This is a genomic window from Pseudomonas sp. HMWF021 (genome assembly GCF_003061005.1).
Taxonomy (GTDB): Bacteria; Pseudomonadota; Gammaproteobacteria; order Pseudomonadales; family Pseudomonadaceae; genus Aquipseudomonas.
The window spans coordinates 1-16,426 of the sequence record NZ_QAIK01000059.1; the positions used below are offsets into that span (position 1 = coordinate 1).

The 16,426-nt window shown below is 60.8% G+C and carries 16 protein-coding genes; 9 read left to right on the forward strand and 7 right to left on the reverse strand.

Annotated elements, in window-relative coordinates; genetic code table 11:
- Positions 1–422: serine dehydratase beta chain (locus DBR18_RS07630; protein WP_305891529.1), on the reverse strand; the 422-nt coding region annotated here is incomplete at its 3' end.
- 135 nt (positions 423–557) lie between these two features.
- Here DBR18_RS07630 and DBR18_RS07635 point away from each other — a divergent pair.
- Together DBR18_RS07635 and DBR18_RS07640 are read left to right on the forward strand one after the other, a co-directional pair.
- On the forward strand, positions 558–1,505 hold the full coding sequence (locus DBR18_RS07635) for a LysR substrate-binding domain-containing protein (protein ID WP_007914183.1): 948 nt from the start codon (positions 558–560) through the stop codon (positions 1,503–1,505).
- A 200-nt stretch (positions 1,506–1,705) separates the two neighbouring features.
- Positions 1,706–2,110, forward strand: coding sequence for an HPF/RaiA family ribosome-associated protein (locus DBR18_RS07640; RefSeq protein ID WP_007968091.1), 405 nt, complete (start codon positions 1,706–1,708; stop codon positions 2,108–2,110).
- 217 nt (positions 2,111–2,327) lie between these two features.
- Here the strand turns inward: DBR18_RS07640 and fecA are convergent, their stop codons facing one another.
- The 3 genes from fecA to DBR18_RS07655 all read right to left on the reverse strand — a co-directional run bounded on the left by fecA (position 2,328) and on the right by DBR18_RS07655 (position 6,245).
- Entirely contained in the window at positions 2,328–4,658 is a 2,331-nt protein-coding gene (gene fecA, locus DBR18_RS07645) for a TonB-dependent Fe(3+) dicitrate receptor FecA (protein WP_108589885.1), read from the reverse strand.
- 169 nt (positions 4,659–4,827) lie between these two features.
- A complete protein-coding gene (locus DBR18_RS07650) occupies positions 4,828–5,760 on the reverse strand; it encodes a DUF4880 domain-containing protein (RefSeq protein ID WP_108589886.1) in 933 nt (310 codons plus the stop codon).
- Complete coding sequence (locus DBR18_RS07655; protein ID WP_108589887.1) at positions 5,757–6,245, reverse strand: sigma-70 family RNA polymerase sigma factor; 489 nt, start codon at positions 6,243–6,245, stop codon at positions 5,757–5,759. The genes DBR18_RS07650 and DBR18_RS07655 overlap by 4 nt, the downstream gene beginning before the upstream one ends.
- 177 nt (positions 6,246–6,422) lie before the next feature.
- Here DBR18_RS07655 and DBR18_RS07660 point away from each other — a divergent pair, with 177 nt between their 5' ends.
- The 6 genes from DBR18_RS07660 to DBR18_RS07685 all read left to right on the forward strand — a co-directional run bounded on the left by DBR18_RS07660 (position 6,423) and on the right by DBR18_RS07685 (position 12,817).
- A complete protein-coding gene (locus DBR18_RS07660; protein WP_025109395.1) occupies positions 6,423–6,728 on the forward strand; it encodes a DUF3649 domain-containing protein in 306 nt (101 codons plus the stop codon).
- Complete coding sequence (locus DBR18_RS07665) at positions 6,725–8,308, forward strand: PepSY domain-containing protein (RefSeq protein WP_108589888.1); 1,584 nt, start codon at positions 6,725–6,727, stop codon at positions 8,306–8,308. The genes DBR18_RS07660 and DBR18_RS07665 overlap by 4 nt, the downstream gene beginning before the upstream one ends.
- On the forward strand, positions 8,308–8,634 hold the full coding sequence (locus DBR18_RS07670; protein ID WP_108589889.1) for a DUF3325 domain-containing protein: 327 nt from the start codon (positions 8,308–8,310) through the stop codon (positions 8,632–8,634). The genes DBR18_RS07665 and DBR18_RS07670 overlap by 1 nt, the downstream gene beginning before the upstream one ends.
- Before the next feature lies 1 nt (position 8,635).
- Positions 8,636–9,202: an RNA polymerase sigma factor gene (locus DBR18_RS07675; protein WP_108589890.1), complete on the forward strand. Its 567-nt coding sequence runs from the start codon at positions 8,636–8,638 to the stop codon at positions 9,200–9,202.
- The gene (locus DBR18_RS07680; RefSeq protein ID WP_108589891.1) at positions 9,199–10,188 is read left to right on the forward strand and encodes a FecR family protein; all 990 of its coding nucleotides are present in this window, start codon (positions 9,199–9,201) and stop codon (positions 10,186–10,188) included. Before DBR18_RS07675 ends, DBR18_RS07680 begins: the two co-directional genes overlap by 4 nt.
- A 199-nt stretch (positions 10,189–10,387) precedes the next feature.
- Complete coding sequence (locus DBR18_RS07685; protein WP_108589892.1) at positions 10,388–12,817, forward strand: TonB-dependent receptor; 2,430 nt, start codon at positions 10,388–10,390, stop codon at positions 12,815–12,817.
- Between the two features lie 99 nt (positions 12,818–12,916).
- On the opposite strand, the gene DBR18_RS07690 is transcribed toward DBR18_RS07685, so the two are convergent.
- Positions 12,917–13,792 (reverse strand): AraC family transcriptional regulator, encoded by an 876-nt coding sequence (locus DBR18_RS07690; RefSeq protein WP_108589893.1) that lies wholly within the window; start codon positions 13,790–13,792, stop codon positions 12,917–12,919.
- Between the two features lie 254 nt (positions 13,793–14,046).
- Here DBR18_RS07690 and DBR18_RS07695 point away from each other — a divergent pair, with 254 nt between their 5' ends.
- Complete coding sequence (locus tag DBR18_RS07695) at positions 14,047–14,949, forward strand: DMT family transporter (protein ID WP_108589894.1); 903 nt, start codon at positions 14,047–14,049, stop codon at positions 14,947–14,949.
- Between the two features lie 18 nt (positions 14,950–14,967).
- Here DBR18_RS07695 and DBR18_RS07700 read toward each other — a convergent pair whose 3' ends face one another.
- On the reverse strand, positions 14,968–15,477 hold the full coding sequence (locus DBR18_RS07700) for a DUF2165 family protein (protein WP_108589895.1): 510 nt from the start codon (positions 15,475–15,477) through the stop codon (positions 14,968–14,970).
- A gap of 148 nt (positions 15,478–15,625) precedes the next feature.
- Positions 15,626–16,426, reverse strand: an 801-nt coding sequence (locus DBR18_RS07705; RefSeq protein ID WP_256588616.1) for a D-glycerate dehydrogenase, incomplete at its 5' end; no start/stop codon positions are given.

The following is a 16,426-nucleotide window of genomic DNA, read 5'->3' on the forward strand; positions in this document are numbered from 1 at the left end:
TGCGTAAACAGCTCGGCGCTTTCGCCAAAGGCTGTCAGGGACATGGCGTTGGGATGGTAGGGCAGGCTCTCGTCCAACAGCAGGAGATCGTGCTGCCAGTTGAAGGAAATTTCTCTGCGACCGGCCAGTAGCAACAGGCCGCTTTCGCGCAGTTGCTGAATGCGTGGATCGATGGTCGCCGGATCGATGCTGTCCGGCCATTCGCCCATCAGGCCCATGACCGTGGCGCGGTCGGTGGCGTGGCCGACGCCGGTGGCCGACAGTGAACCGTACAAACGGATTTCCACGCGACGCACATCGTTGAGCAGGCGTTGGTCGATCAGTGCCTGGGCGAAGGTCGCGGCGGCACGCATCGGGCCGACGGTGTGGGAACTGGACGGACCGATGCCGACTTTGAATAGATCGAAAACACTGATAGCCATGCTAAACCCTTACAAGCAATGGAGTAGGAATCGCTGCCATTTTTTGTAGGACAAGCGCAATGTCGGCGATACTGCCTACCTCGGTCCTACGTGACCAACGAAACTTCCTAAGAAAGCCTTTAGCAGGACTAAACGATGAGTCGTCAATTGCACGCCCAGACCTACGTCTGGCTGCAGGTGTTTTCCTGTGCCGCGCGGCACCTGTCGTTCACCCGCTGCGCGGAAGAGCTGCACATCACCCCGGGGGCGGTCAGTCAGCAGATTCGCCAGTTGGAAGAGCGCCTCGGTTTTCGCCTGTTCCATCGCCGGGCGCGGGGCGTGGAGTTGAGTGCGGAAGGCCAGCGACTGGCCATCACCGTTAATGAAGCCTACGGCAGCATCGATGCCGAATTGCGTCGACTGGATGCAGGGATGATCAGCGGGATTCTGCGAGTGCGCTCGATCCCGTCGTTCCTCAGTAAATGGCTGACCCCGCGTTTGCCGCGTCTGCAACAGCGTTATCCGGACATCCAGTTGCGCCTGGTGGCCGAGGACAGCAGCGTGCCATTGCACGAGGGCGACTTTGATCTGGCGATCGATCTGAACGACGGCAGCTACCCGGGGCTGTTATCCACAGCCTTGCTCGATGAGCAGATTTTCCCGGTGTGCGCGCCGAGTTTGCTGCGCGGACGTCCGCCGCTGCATGGGCCGGCGGATCTGGTGCATTTCCCGTTGTTGCACGACATCACCGCCTGGCGCGGCAGTTACGAATACGCGGAATGGGAGTTCTATCTGAATGCGATTGGTTTTGAAGGCGCCGATGTGCGGCGCGGGCACACGTTCAATCGCAACCACCTGACCATCGAAGCGGCGATTGCCGGCATGGGCGTGGCGATTGCCCGGCGCACATTGCTCAACGATGAGCTGGAGCGCGGGACGTTGATCGTGCCGTTCGGACTGTCGGTGCCCAACCACAAACGTTACGTGTTGCTTTATGCGCCGGGGGCGTTGAGCCATCCGGGCGTGCGCGCCGTGCATGACTGGCTGGTGGAGGAGGCGGGGATTTTTCGTAGTTTGCACCCGTTGAACGACGGGCAATTGTGAGCAAATTTTGCAGGGTTGCCAGGCGACCCAACTCCCGACCTTACCAGTGACTTGCCCGGTTGTCCGGCTTTTTTTGCGAATGAATATTTATCTTTTTTCAGGGGTTGAAATGTTCGGCAGTCGGGCCGATTGTTGTAATCAAGGGGTCACGAAATCCTGTTCCAGGCCCCTTGCGAGCTAGCTGAAATAAGGGATGAACTATGCAAATCCAAGTCAACAGCGATAACCATATTCAAAGCAGTAAACGACTGGAGGAGTGGGTACGTACAACCATTGAGAGCACGCTCGACCGTTATGAAGAAGACCTGACCCGTGTCGAAGTCCACCTGAGCGACGAGAACGGCGACAAACCAGGTCCCCATGACTTGCGCTGCCAACTGGAAGCGCGGCCAAAAGGCCACCAACCGATTTCCGTCACCCATAAAGCCGATTCGCTGGAACAGGCGATCGACGGTGCAGCCGAAAAACTGGAGCACGCGCTGGAGCACCTGTTTGGCAAACTGCGGGGCAAACCCCGCGCCGCCATCGTGCCATTCAGCAAGGCGAATGATGCACTGCTGGAGGAAGAGTTTCTGGAGAACGAACAGGCAGCGATCAACAGTTGATACGCTGATTTTTCAAGCCACCCAATGAGAACGGGCCTGCGAAAGCAGGCCCGTTTTTTTTGTGTCTTGTGATCAACAGTGTGGTGAGGGAGCTTGCTCCCGCCGGGCTGCGAAGCGGCCCCAAAACCTGCAACGCCGTTCAACAGTCAGACCGCATCGGCAGAATTTACGGCTGCTTCGCAGCCGAGCGGGAGCAAGCTCCCTCGCCACAGTTTTGTTAGAAAGCTATAGACGTTTGTACATACACCGTACGCGGCTCACCCACGTACTTGCCCTTGTTGTTGTCATCGAACGAGCGGGTAAAGTACTGAGTGTTGAAGATGTTCTTCACCCCCACTGCGACATTCAGGTCCGACAACTGCGGGCCAAAGTCGTAGCCGGCGCGGCTGCTGAACAGCATATAGCCCGGAATCTTGCCGGTGCTGCCGTCGGCGCTTTCCCTGGACGTGTTGGCGTTGTCGGCGAACTGGTCGCTCTGGAAGCTGCTATCGACGTTGAGTTTCCATGGCCCTTCGGTGTAACCGACGCCAATCGTGCCTTTATGTTTCGAGGAGAACGGCACGCGATTGCCTTTGTTCGGCCCGTCTTCCCGGATGGTCGCGTCAACGTAGGCGTAGGTCGCGTAGACATCGAAACCGGCCAGTGCCGGGCTCAAGTCATCCAGCGCGTAATTGACACTGGTCTCGATCCCCTGATGGCGGGTCTCGCCACGGGCGATCACCGAATCGTTGGTCTGGTTGCTTTCGTACTGGTTGTCGAAGTTGATCAGGAACGCACCGATTTCCGCGCGCAGTGCGCCGTTGTCGTAACGGGTGCCGAGTTCCCAGGTGCGGGCCTTCTCCGGTTTCACTTCGCCGCTGCTCACGCGGTTGGGCATCTGGCTGTACTGAACGCTGCCGAACGAGCCTTCGGTGTTGGCGTACAGGTTCCAGCTGTCGGTCAGGTGATACAGCACGTTCAATGCCGGCAGCGCGGTGTTGTAGTCGCCTTTGTATTTGACGTTGGTCAGGTTGTTGGTCTGCTGTGATTCGATCATCTCGTAGCGCACGCCCGGAGTGATGGTCCACTTGCCGATGTCGATGCGGTCGTCGACGAAGAACGCATTGGCTTCGGTGCCACCGCGGGTGTCGCGGTCGTTGCGGCTGTTGGTGGTCGGGTATTCATTGCTGCTGATCGGCGTGCGATAGCGCAGCTCGTGGCCGGCCTCGTTGATGTAGCGGTAACCAACGCCGACTTCGTGGCTGGTCGGGCCGAGGTCGAAGCCCTGGGCGAAACGCGTTTCGAAACCGCGAACCCAATATTCGCGCGGCGACAGTGAGAGGAACGTGCCCTGATCCAGATAGCCGCTGCGCAAGGTCTTGGTGAAGAAGGTGTTGGCGGTGAATTCGCGGCGATCTTCCTGATAGCGATAGCCGAAGTTGAACATTGTGCGACGGCCCCAGAACTGGTCTTTCGGGCGCGTCGACTGGTACGGATCGGCATCGTAATCGGCAACGTTGAGGCCGCCGGGCATGTCGGCCTTGCCCTCGTAATACTGGGCCATGGCGTTGAAACTGTTGGCTTCGTCGAGCTGGTATTTGCCCTTGAGGATCAAGTCGTCGATCTCGGTGTCGCTGTGTTCGCGCCAGTCGCCGCCACGGGTGCCGGAATACAGCAGCGCGCCGCCCAGACCATTTTCACTGGTGCCGCCGGCCAGCAGGTTGGCACTGGTCTTGAAGCCATCGTGACTCGACGACGGGCTGGTCTCAGTCTGGAAGCCACCCTTGACCGTCGGTGCGTCGGGAATGGCACGGGTCACGAAGTTGACCACACCGCCGACGTTCTGCGGGCCGTAACGCACCGCGCCACCGCCACGCACCACGTCCACCGCATCCATGTTGCCCATGCTGATCGGCGCGAACGACAACTGTGGCTGGCCGTAAGGGGCGAACGGCACGGGAATGCCGTCCATCAGCACGGTCGAACGCGCCGCCAGGCGTGGATTGAGACCGCGAATGCCGAAGTTCAGCGCCATGTCGTGGCTGCCGGTGCCGTTGTTTTCCGGGGCGTTGACGCCGGGGATGCGGTTGAGCACGTCGCGGGCCTGGGTCGCACCCTGGCGTTCGAATTCTTCGCGGCGGATTACATCGCGGGCGCCGGGATGCTCGAAGACGTTGACCTGCGCCGCATCGCCAAGCCAGTCACCGACGACTTTCGAGGTGTCCAGTTCCAGCGCTGTGTCGCCGACAGGTTGCAGACTGAACGCGTTGTTACCTTCGGCGCGGGCTTGCAGGCTGGTGCCTTCAAGCAACGCATCGAGACCTTGCTCGGCGGTGTAGCTGCCTTCCAGGCCACGGCTTTGCACGCCGCTGGTGATTTGCGAGCCGAAGGAAATCAGCACGCCGGCTTCACGACCAAACTGGTTGAGGGCGTTTTCCAGTGACGCCGGGGCAATGTGGTAAACCTTGGTTTCGGTAGCCAAAGCGGGCAGGGCGCAGAGGCTCAGGCTGGCGCCCAGTACGAGATTGCGCAGGCTGCGGGCCAGTGGCGTGAGGCGGGTGGGGTGCATGGACGATGATCCTGAGAAGGTTGAATCAAGGGGGCTTTCCTTCTCTGTCACGCCAGATCTGAAAAACGGCTCATTTTTTTTTGAAAGCAAAAGATCGCAGCCTTCGGCAGCTCCTACATTTGTTCAGCCTGTAGGAGCTGCCGAAGGCTGCGATCTTTTGATCTTGCTTCTAAGCCCGCGCCTCGACGCTCACCCAATAACGGGTAAACCGCCGCACTTTCACCGGCAGACTGATTTGCAGCAGATCAAGAATCCGCTCGCTGTCGTCCAGCGGATAGGTCCCGGAGATCAGCAGGTCGGCCACCTTCGCATCACAATGCAACTGCCCCCGACGATAACGGCCGAGTTCATCGAGGAAGTCGCCCAGACGCATATGCGCGGCAACCAGCATGCCCTCGGCCCAGGCGCCGCTGTTGGCATCCAAGGGTCTGGCTTCGCTGATCGCTGTCGAGCTGAAGCTCAGCTGACGGGCGACGGGCAATGACATTGGTGCGCGGCCATGGGCGATGAGTTCGGCCTGACCTTCAAACAACGCCACCTGCGTGCGCTCGGCGAATTGCCGCACGTTGAGTCGGGCAGCGTTTGTTTTCAATACACCTTGGGCCGTGTGCACTTCGAACGCGTGTACGGTGCTGAGCAGAATCTCGCCTTCCAGCAAACGGATCAGCCGTTGTCCGACATCCACATCTGCTGCGCTCGCCGTGTTGAGTTGCAACTGGCTGCCCGCGCCCAGCGCAACCTTGCGTCGCTCGCCCACCGGGCTGCGGTAATCGGCGAGCAGCGAGGGCAGCGGGTTGTGCTCGCGCATGCTCCAGGTGGCGGCAGAACCCGCGCCCAGAAGCAGCAGCAACTTGAGTGCCTGACGTCGGCTGGAAGGCTTCGGTCCGGCCAACGCGGCATGGGCCAATGGCGAAGCCACACCGCGCAAGCGCTGGTTGACCCGCTGCATGTGCTCCCACGCCCGACGGTGTTCGCTGTGGGCGTCCAGCCATTGCTGCCAGGCCTGTTGCTGGCGTGGGGAGAGCGTGCCTTGCTGCATTTCCATCAGCCAGTGCACGGCCTGTTCGGCCACTTGCGCAGAGAAATCCGGGATGCGGTTCATAGGGCGAAATAGCAGCGTAGGGCGGCTTTGTGCAGATGACGTTTGACTGTGGCTACGGAGATGCCCAGTTCGGCGGCGATTTGCGGATAGGTCAGGCCATCAACCTGCGCCAGCAGAAAGGCGCGTTTGACCAGGCGCGGCAAGCCGTCGAGCAACTGATCCAGTTCGATCAGGGTTTGCAGGATGATCGCTTTGTCTTCTTCCGACGGCGCAAGCATTTCCGGCATCTGCGCCAGGGTCTCGAGGTAGGCGCGTTCCAGATCCTGGCGACGGTAATGATTGAACAGCACACGTTTGGCGAGGGTGGTCAGGAACGCGCGCGGCTCGATGATCACCGGTTGTTCACGAGCGCTGAGCACGCGGATGAAGGTGTCCTGCGCCAGATCCGCCGCACTGTCCGGGCAGCCGAGTCTGCGCCGCAACCAGCCGGTGAGCCAGCTGTGGTGGTCAAGGTAGAGCGATTCGACGGGATGGGCGGACGACAAGGGTATTACTCCGGGCGCATATTCGATGCGTTAGAGAACAAGAACTGTTCGCATTGTAGGTGTGCGCGGTGGTGTCCGGCAATCAGATGCTTTTGCGTATGAGAATATTTATCATTAATATTGCTCGCCTGTTGGTTCGGCTTGTCGGCCGGACGTTTTTCGTTTCAGGGTCGAAACATGAAAGGCAAACTCGCCTCACTTCCCATGTCCTATCGTCTGGCGGTCACCTCGCGGGTGCTGGCGGCGGTGTTCGGTGGCTATCTGGTTGCGGCGCTGGCCAGTGTCACCCTGACGCTGTGGCTGCCGTTGAGCCGCGCCGAAGCCGTGGTGACCGGCATGACCATTTCCTTTCTGGTCTATCTGGTGGCGGTGCTGTGGTGCTTCGCTTGCCGCACGGCGTGGTCGGCGTGGGTCGGTTTGCTGGTGCCGAGCGTGATTCTGGCGACGGTCTCGGGTGCCGCACGGGGCTTGGGCTACGCATGAAGGAGGGCTTTCGTCAGTCGATGGCCTGGCTGCACACCTGGACGGGGCTGGTGTTCGGCTGGCTGCTGTTTGCGATTTTTCTGACCGGGACGCTGGCCTATTTCAAGGATGAGATCAGCCACTGGATGCAGCCGGAAATTCCCGCGCGGCCCATCAATGCCGAAGCGAGCCTGACCCTGGCGCAAAGTTATCTGCAACAACACGCCGCGGGCGCCTCGCGCTGGCTGATCGACTTGCCCGACGCCCGCGATCCCGGCCTGACGGTGCGCTGGCAACAGGCGCCGAACACACCGGGCGAGCGCGGCAAGTTCGAATCCAGAACACTCGACGCGCAAACCGGCAGCGAAGTCCAGGCCCGGGAAAGCCTGGGCGGCGAGTTCTTCTACCGCTTCCATTTTCAGTTGCAAATGCCTTATCCGTGGGGTCGCTGGCTGGCGACGATGGCCGCGATGGTGATGTTCATCGGGCTGATCACCGGCATCATCACCCACAAGAAAATCTTCAAGGACTTCTTCACCTTTCGCCCGCGCAAAGGCCAGCGCTCATGGCTCGACGGGCATAACGCGGTCGGCGTGCTGGTGCTGCCGTTTCACCTGATGATCACCTACAGCAGTCTGGTGATCTTCATGGCGATGGTCATGCCGGCGAGTATTCTGGCGTCCTACAACGGCGACGTGCGCGCTTTTTACGACGAAGTTTTTCCGGCATCGAAGACCCCTGAGCGGGCCGACCGGGCTGCGCCGCTGAGTCCTATGGCGCCACTGCTGGCCAAGGCCAGCGAGCAGTGGGCGGGAGGCCGTACCGCGCGGCTGACGGTGAACAACCCAGGCGATGCGAATGCCTCGGTGGTGCTGTCGCGCCGTGGCGACGGCGTCGTCCATGATTTCGGTCGCGCGGTGACGTTCAACGGTGTCACCGGCGAGCGCCTCGGCAGTACCCCGGAGCAGCCCGGGGCGATGGCGGTCGGCGGCATGTTCTACGGTTTGCACATGGGCCACTTCGCCGGGGCGACGTTGCGCTGGCTGTATTTCATCTGCGGTCTGGCGAGTACCGCGATGATCGGCACCGGGCTTGTGATCTGGCTTGGCAAGCGCCAGCTCAAACACACCAGGAGCGACGTGATGCCGTTCGAGTTGCGTCTGGTGGAAGTGCTGAACATCGCCAGCATGGCCGGGCTGACAGCTGCGGTGGCAGTGTTCTTTTTGGCCAATCGCCTGTTGCCGGCGGATCTGGCCGGGCGCGCTGATCAGGAAGTGAATGCGTTTTTCATTGCCTGGGCGTTGAGCGCGGTGCATGCGTTGCTGCGCGAAGGGCGCAAGGCCTGGGTCGAACAGCTGGGGCTGGCTGCGGTGCTGTTTATTGCCGTGCCACTGATCGATTTGACCACGCCATGGAGCCTCGGCGTAACGCTGGTGCGAGGTGACTGGACGCTGGCGGGTTTTGATCTGACGTGCCTGGGCGCAGGCCTGTTCCTCGGCTGGGCCGCATGGAAAATGCAGCGTGCCGGCAGCGCCGTCAGCGTGAAAAAAACTCCCCGGGAAAAGCCGCGACCGATCGCGCTTGAGCAGGAGGTGAGCTGATGTTGCTGGCGTTGTTGCTGTGCTACGCCGGGTTCAGCGCGCTGTGTCTGTCGATGCCTCGGCACCACGATAAGCTGCTCGGCAACAAACCTTCGGCCCGACGCTCAAGGGTTTTGAAACTCGCCGGTTGGCTGTTGCTCGGGCTGTCGCTATGGGCGGCAGTCGCTGCACACGGTTGGAGTTTCGGTCTGGTCGACTGGTTCGCGGTACTCATGCTCAGCGCCTTGGCGTTGGTGCTGTTGCTACCGTATCGCCCACGTCTGGCCCTCGCACTGGCCGGGTTGAGTCTGCTGGCCAGCCCGGTCGCCGCCTGGGCGCAGTGCTGACATGCTGATCGGCCATCCCCCGGAATCCCGCGACGACGAACCACACGGGGCGCGTGCGCATTTCCTCCAGGTGTTCCTGTCGCAGCGCTCGCAGATGGAAGCACTGGTGAACCGGCGCGTCGGTTGCCGGGCCACGGCGGCGGATCTGGTGCAGGATCTGTTCCTGCGTTTCTGGCGGCGGCCGCTGGTGCAAGTCGAAGAACTCAGCACCTACCTTTTGCGCTGCGCCGGCAACATCGCCATCGATCATTTGCGCAGCGAAGGCACGCGAGTGCGGGTCAACGAGGGCTGGCAACCGGACGAGCCGGACAGCCAAGGCAGCGAGCCGCAAGCCGCGCTCGAAGCGGGCAATGATCTGCGCCATGTCGAAGCGGCCTTGCGCGCCTTGCCCGAGCGCACCCGGCAGATCTTTTTGCTCAATCGCATCCACGGGCGCAAGTACGCGGACATCGCCAAAGCCATGGGCCTGTCCCAAAGCGCCGTGGAAAAACATATGATGCGCGCCCTCGAGTCCTGCAAGGCCAGCCTGCGCGAACCCGCGCCACGCCTGCCAGGGAAAGCACCGTGAAACACACCGATTGCGTCACTCCGACGCCCGCTCAGGAACAGGCCGCGCTCGCTTGGTTGAGTCTTCTGCACGACCGCCCAAGCACCGGCGATCAACTGACCTTCAGCCAATGGCTGCGTGCTGACCCGGCCCATGCCGAGGCTTATGCCCAGGCGCAAGTGCTGTGGGAATTGAGCGAAAGCCCGGCGCGAACATTGGCCGATGAGGACGCTTTTGCATTGCAGGGCTATCTCAATGCGATGGATCGTCCGGGGCGCTTACCGCTTGTGCGCTGGGCGGGTGCATTGGCGATGGCCGCGTGCCTGTTGCTGATGGTCAGCCTCGGCACGGGCTGGCAGCCGCAGCGCTGGATTGATGATCTGGGCGCCGATTACGTTTCGACACCGGGGGAAATCCGCACGGTGACGCTGGCCGATCAGTCGCAAGTCACGCTGGATGCCGACAGCGCCATCGCCGTGGATTTCAGCCATGGCGAGCGGCATGTGCGGTTACGTCGCGGCGCCGCTTTCTTCAGCGTCACGCATACGGGGGATCCGTTTGTGGTCGCGGCGGAGAAGGGCGAGGCGCGGGTACTCGGCACGCAATTCGAAGTGCGACTGCAACCTCACGGTGCGCAGGTCACGGTACTGTCGGGGCGCGTTGGCGTGACGGCGACTCGCGACGCACAGCAGCAGATTCTGACGGCTGGCCAGCAAGTGGCTTACGGGCAGGGCACAGCGGAGAAACTGCACGCGGTGGACAGCGAAGCACAACTGGCCTGGCGGCAGGGCTGGCTGACTTACTACAAGGCCTCGCTGGCCGACGTGGTGCAGGATTTGCGACGCTATTACCCGGGGCGGATTGTTGTGCTCAACGATGAGCTGGCGGCACGCAAGGTGAGCGGCAGTTTTCCGAGCAAGGATCCGCAGGCGGTGTTGAGTTCGCTGCAAGGGGTGATGGGGTTTGAGCAGCATCAGGTGTTGGGGCATCTGATTATTCTGCGGTGAATCAACGTCAAAAGATCGCAGCCTGCGGCAGCTCCTACAGGGGATCGCGTATACCTGTAGGAGCTGCCGCAGGCTGCGATCTTTTGATCTTCAAAAATATTTTCAAAATTGTGGTGAGGTAAACCACAGCCCCATCCGTGTAGTGACTGAAACTGCGAGTCATTCGCATCCGTTGCGGTTCTACACAGGTCATTGAGCAATGAAGTCCAGGGCAAAATCGGGTTCGGTCAAACAGTGGTTGGGCGTTTCGGCGTTGAGTTTTTCGGCATTGGCGGTGCTGCCGATGAGCGTGGCGCTGGCCGCTGAAACCGTTAGCAGCCAGGCGCAAAAGCAGTTCAATTTTTCCCTGAGCGCCAAACCGCTGCCGCAAGCCTTGAACGACTTCAGCCGCGTCACCGGGCAAAGCGTGGTTTACACCGACGAAGCGCCGTACGGCATTAACGCCCCGGCCGTCAGCGGTCAGATGAGTGCCGAACAGGCGCTGCAACGCCTGCTCAGCGGCTCCGGCATGACCTTCCGCCGCACCGACAGCCACACCTTGGCGCTGGAACCGCAGCCTACCGAGGGGGCGCTGAATCTTGGCGCAACCACCATCACCTCGATGCGCGACGACTCGATGAGCTACCAGCCGCCGCAAACCAGTTCGGTGATGCGCTCGTCGGCGTCGCTGCAGGAAATCCCGCAGACCGTCAACGTGATCCCGGCCCAAGTGATCCGCGATCAGACCCCGCGCAATCTCGACGATGCGCTGGCCAACGTCAGCGGCATCACTCAGGGCAACACCCTGGGCAGCACCCAGGATTCGGTGATGACCCGCGGTTTCGGCGACAACCGCAACGGCTCGATCATGCGCGACGGCATGCCGATCGTGCAGGGCCGCGGGATGAACGAAACCGTTGATCGCGTCGAAGTGCTCAAGGGCCCGGCCTCGTTGCTCTACGGAATCCAGGATCCGGGCGGCGTGGTCAATCTGGTCAGCAAGAAACCCGAACTGACCCAATACAACGCCCTGACCCTGCGTGGCTCCACCTACGGCGACGGCAAGAACGGCAGCGGCGGCAGCTTCGACAGCACCGGCGCGCTGGGCGATTCCGGCCTGGCGTATCGCATGGTGCTGGATCACGAAGATGAAGATTACTGGCGCAATTTCGGCACTCACCGCGAGACGCTGATCGCGCCATCGCTGGCCTGGTATGGCGAACGGACCAAGTTGCTGTTCTCCTACGAACATCGCGAATTTCTCACGCCATTCGACCGTGGCACCCTGATCGATCCGCGCACCAACCACCCGCTGGACATCTCGCGCAACGAGCGTCTGGACGAGCCGTTCAACGACATGGAAGGCCGTTCCGATCTGTACCACTTCGAAGCCGACCATGAACTCAACGACGACTGGAAAGCCCACTTCGGCTACAGCTGGAGCCGCGAAACCTACGACGCCAGCCAGGTGCGCGTGACCGCCATCGACACCAAAAAAGGCACGCTGACCCGCAGCATGGACGGCACGCAAGGCGCGATCAGCACCGACCGTTTCACCACCGCCAGCCTCGAAGGCAAGGTCAACGTGCTGGGCATGCAGCATGACCTGGTGTTCGGCGTCGACGACGAGTACCGCAAGATCTACCGCGCCGACCTGATCCGCCAGAAAAGCCTGAGCACCTTCAGCTACGTCAATCCGGTCTATGGCCGTGAAGTCGAAGGCACCACGGTCAGCCCGGCGGACAGCGCGCAGACCGATCTGCTGCGCAGCGATTCGGTGTTTATGCAGGACTCCATTCACCTCAACGATCAGTGGATTCTGGTCGCTGGCGGGCGTTTTCAGGAGTACGACCAGTACGCCGGTAAAGGCGTGCCGTTCAAGGCCAACACCGACAGCAACGGGCAGAAGTTCGTGCCGCGTGCCGGTCTGGTGTATCGCTACACCGACGAGTTGTCGTTCTACGGCAGCTACACCGAATCGTTCAAACCCAACTCGACTATCGCCCCGCTCAGCGGCAGCAGCACCGTGCTCGACGGCAGCATTGCCCCGGAAGAAGCCAAGTCGTGGGAGCTGGGGGCGCGGCTGGATATTCCCGGGCGCATCACCGGCAACATCGCACTGTTCGACATCAAGAAGCGCAACGTGCTGGTGGCCAACGCCGAAGGCCCGACCACGATCTACAGCGCCGCCGGCGAAGTGCGCTCGCGGGGGCTGGAACTGGATCTGACCGGTCAACTGACCGACCGCTGGAGCCTGATCGGCGCCTATGCCTACACCGATGCCGAGGTCACCGAAGACCCGGACTACAAAGGCAATCGCCTGCAAAACGTGGCGAAGAACAGCGGCTCATTGTCGGCGGTGTATGACTTCGGCAGCGTGATCGGCGGCGATCAACTGCGGGTCGGCGCCGGGGCGCGGTATGTTGGGGAGCGGGCGGGCAACGCGGTGAATGATTTCGACCTGCCGAGCTACACCGTGGCCGATGCGTTCGCCACTTACGACACCAAAGTCGAAGGGCAGAAGGTCAAGTTCCAGCTCAACGTGAAGAACCTGTTTGACCGCACCTACTACACCTCGGCGGCGAGCCGGTTCTTTGTGTCGATGGGCGATTCGCGGCAGATTTCGCTCTCCAGTACGCTGGAGTTCTGATCCGAAAACAGCAAAAGATCGCAGCCTGCGGCAGCTCCTACAGTTGGAATGCGTTTCCCCTGTAGGAGCTGCCGCTGGCTGCGATCTTTTGATCTGGCTCTAGCGCAAAAACGCCTGCCGATATTCCCCAGGCGTTCCACCCAATACCTGCCGAAACCGGTTGGTGAAATGGCTGGCACTGGCAAACCCGCACGCCAGCGCAATCTCCCCCAACGGCAACGCCGTTGCACGCAACAACTCCCGCGCCCGACTCAAGCGGCGCGCCAGCACGTACTGATGCGGCGGCAAACCGAAGCTCACGCGAAACATCCGGGCAAAGTGGTATTCCGACAACGCACACAGCCCGGCCAGTTGCCCGAGGCTGATCGGCTCGGCCAGTTGACTGTCGATGAACTCCACCAGTTGCCGACGCTGATGCGGCGCCAGTCCGCCCTTGAGGCGCAAACCCTGGCGCGCGCCGACCTGACTGAGCAGGGTATGGCTGATCAATTCATGGGCAATGCTGCTGGTCAGCAGGCGCTCGGCCGGCTCGTCCCAGTTCAGCGTCAGTAACTGGCGAAAGCGTCGGGCCTGCTGCGGATCTTCCAGAAAGGTCTGCTCGCGCAATTGCATCTCACGCGGTTCACGATCGAGCAGCGTGACGCACCCGAGGGCGAACTGTTCGGCGCTGAAATACAAGTGCGCCAGACGAATATCGCCGTTGATCACCCAGCCGGATTGATGATCCGCCGGCAGGATGCACAGCTTGTCCGGCCCGCCCTTGTGGCCCGGCTGTCCGCGCCGAAACGTGCCGGTGCCGCCGGCGATGTAGCAGGACAGGGTGTGGTGGCCCGGGGCTTGGTATTCCTGAGCATCGTGATAGTTGGTCCACAGGGCCGCAGACAAGCCGTCACCGAACTCGGCGCTGTGCACAAGGCGTGCGTTCGGCGAGCGGTTGAGGGTTTGAAAGACTTGCAGGGTATCGATAGCGGCCATGTTCGGTTCTCTCCAACGCCTTGCATCCTACTCCGTAGACGTCGCGCTGCCAGCCGGGCGGGCGACAAAAGCGCAAGAATCTGCAAGCGCGCCGATCCTGGCTGCCGCACCCTGAATCGCGGTTAAACGCAAAACCTGTGGCGAGGGAGCTTGCTCCCGCCGAGTGCGCAGCACTCATGAACGGGGCCGCTTCGCAGCCCAGCGCGAGCAAGCTCGCTCGCCACAGAGTGTCCGGTGTCCTCAGGAGTTTCGTCATGAACCTTTCGCTGTATCTGCTGACCGTGCTGATCTGGGGCACCACCTGGATTGCCCTGAAATGGCAATTGGGCGTGGTAGCGATTCCGGTGTCGATCGTCTATCGCTTCGGCCTCGCCGCGCTGGTGCTGTTTGGGTTGTTGCTGCTCAGTCGGCGGCTGCAACCGATGAATCGCCGGGGTCATCTGATCTGCGTGGCACAGGGCTTGTGCCTGTTCTGCGTCAACTTCATGTGCTTTCTGACCGCCAGCCAGTGGATTCCCAGCGGTCTGGTGGCGGTGGTGTTTTCCACGGCGACCTTGTGGAACGCGCTCAATGCCCGGGTGTTCTTCGGCCAGCGCATTGCGCGCAACGTGTTGATGGGCGGCGCGCTCGGTTTGTTCGGTCTGGGAATGTTGTTCTGGCCGGAACTGGCCGGCCATCACGCCAGCCCCGAAACGTTGCTCGGCCTTGGCCTGGCGCTGTGCGGCACCCTGTGTTTCTCGGCGGGCAACATGCTGTCGAGCCTGCAGCAGAAGGCTGGTCTGAAACCGTTGACCACCAATGCCTGGGGCATGGCTTACGGGGCGGCGATGTTGTCGCTGTGGTGTGTGGTCAAAGGCATTGCGTTCGACATGGACTGGTCGCCGCGCTATGTCGGGGCGTTGCTGTATCTGGTGATTCCCGGTTCGGTGATCGGCTTTACGGCGTACCTGACACTGGTCGGGCGTATGGGGCCGGAACGTGCGGCATATTGCACCGTGCTGTTTCCGGTGGTCGCGCTGAACGTGTCAGCGATCGCTGAAGGTTATCAGTGGACGGCACCGGCGTTGCTCGGGCTGGTGTTGGTGATGCTGGGCAATGTGTTGGTGTTTCGCAAGCCGAAAACACTGGTAGCGCCGGTGCAGGGAAAGTTGGTATGAAACAATGATTGCTGAACATCAGCGCTCGACTTTCAAGGTGATGTAAATCATCACAGGGAACATGAAATCTACGATATGCCGTGCCCAGTCCTTGGCATTCCATGATTGTGAGGTATCCATATCAAACCATTCCACACCCACGGTTTGCAGGCACACGTAATAAATGAAGATTGCCGCCAGTATGCCCATGATCGAGAACTTTTTTGCCTCGTGGAATACCGCTGCAGGGGCGTTGATGTGCCGAAATAGTTGATAGGTGCCTATCAGGCATAATGCCGTATATGTCACTTCGAGCGTGATGATGAACCAATAGATTCGGTGATGGATCATCGGTGAATCGATGGCTCGGTACTTTATGGACTCACTGGCGGTCGTGGTGTCCATGCTCAGGATATGAGCCACGTATGTGTAGTTGGAGTTATAGTCGGTAAAGTTGTGGATCATCACCAGTACACCAAAGAAACTGATGTAGGCCATTAATATGGCTTTGCTGTAGCGAATAACTTTTTCGGTTGTCAGGTTGTTCAAGGGGTTAGCTCTCCATAGCAATGGTCGATCGTTAGATTGCCAGGCAGAGCTTATATTGCTGATGTTTAATTAGCTTTATTGTTCAATTTCAAGTTATGTAAGGCGACAACTGGCGGGCAAGTGCGTTATTGCACTTGCCCGTCATTTTTTATCCGCGCCAGACTTGTGGGTTGACCAGGTCTTGCGGGCGTTCGCCGAGCAGCGCGCTGCGCAGATTGACCAGTGCACGATTGGCCATGGCTTCGCGCGTTTCATTCGTAGCGGAGCCGATGTGCGGCAGTGTCACTGCGTTTTTCAGCTGGAACAGCGGCGATTCGGCCAGTGGTTCTTTCTCGTAGACGTCCAGACCGGCGCCACGGATGCGATTGTTTTGCAGTGCTTCGATCAGAGCCGGCTCGTCGACCACCGGGCCACGGGAGATGTTGACCAGAATCGCCCCGGGCTTCATCAGGGCCAGTTCGCGGTGACTGATCAGGTGGCGGGTCTTGTCGCTGAGCGGGACCGCCAGGCAGACGAAGTCGGCTTCGGCCAGCAGTTGGTCGAGGCTGCGAAATTGCGCACCGAGTTGCTGCTCCAGTTCGGTCTTGCGGCTGTTGCCGCTGTAGATGATTGGCATGTTGAAGCCGAAATGGCCCCGGCGGGCGACGGCGGCGCCGATGTTGCCCATGCCGACGATGCCCAAAGTCTTGCCGTGGACGTCACAACCGAACAGCGGCGCACCGACGCTGGCCTGCCATTGCCCGGCCTTGGTCCAGGCGTCGAGTTCGGCGACGCGGCGGGCGCTGCTCATGATCAGGGCGAAGGCGAGGTCGGCGGTGCTTTCGGTGAGTACGTCGGGGGTGTTGGTGAGCATGATCCCGCGTTGGTTGAAGTAGTCGAGGTCGTAGTTGTCGTAGCCGACGGAGACGCTGGAGACCACTTCGAGTTTTTCGGCGGTTTCGAGTTGGGC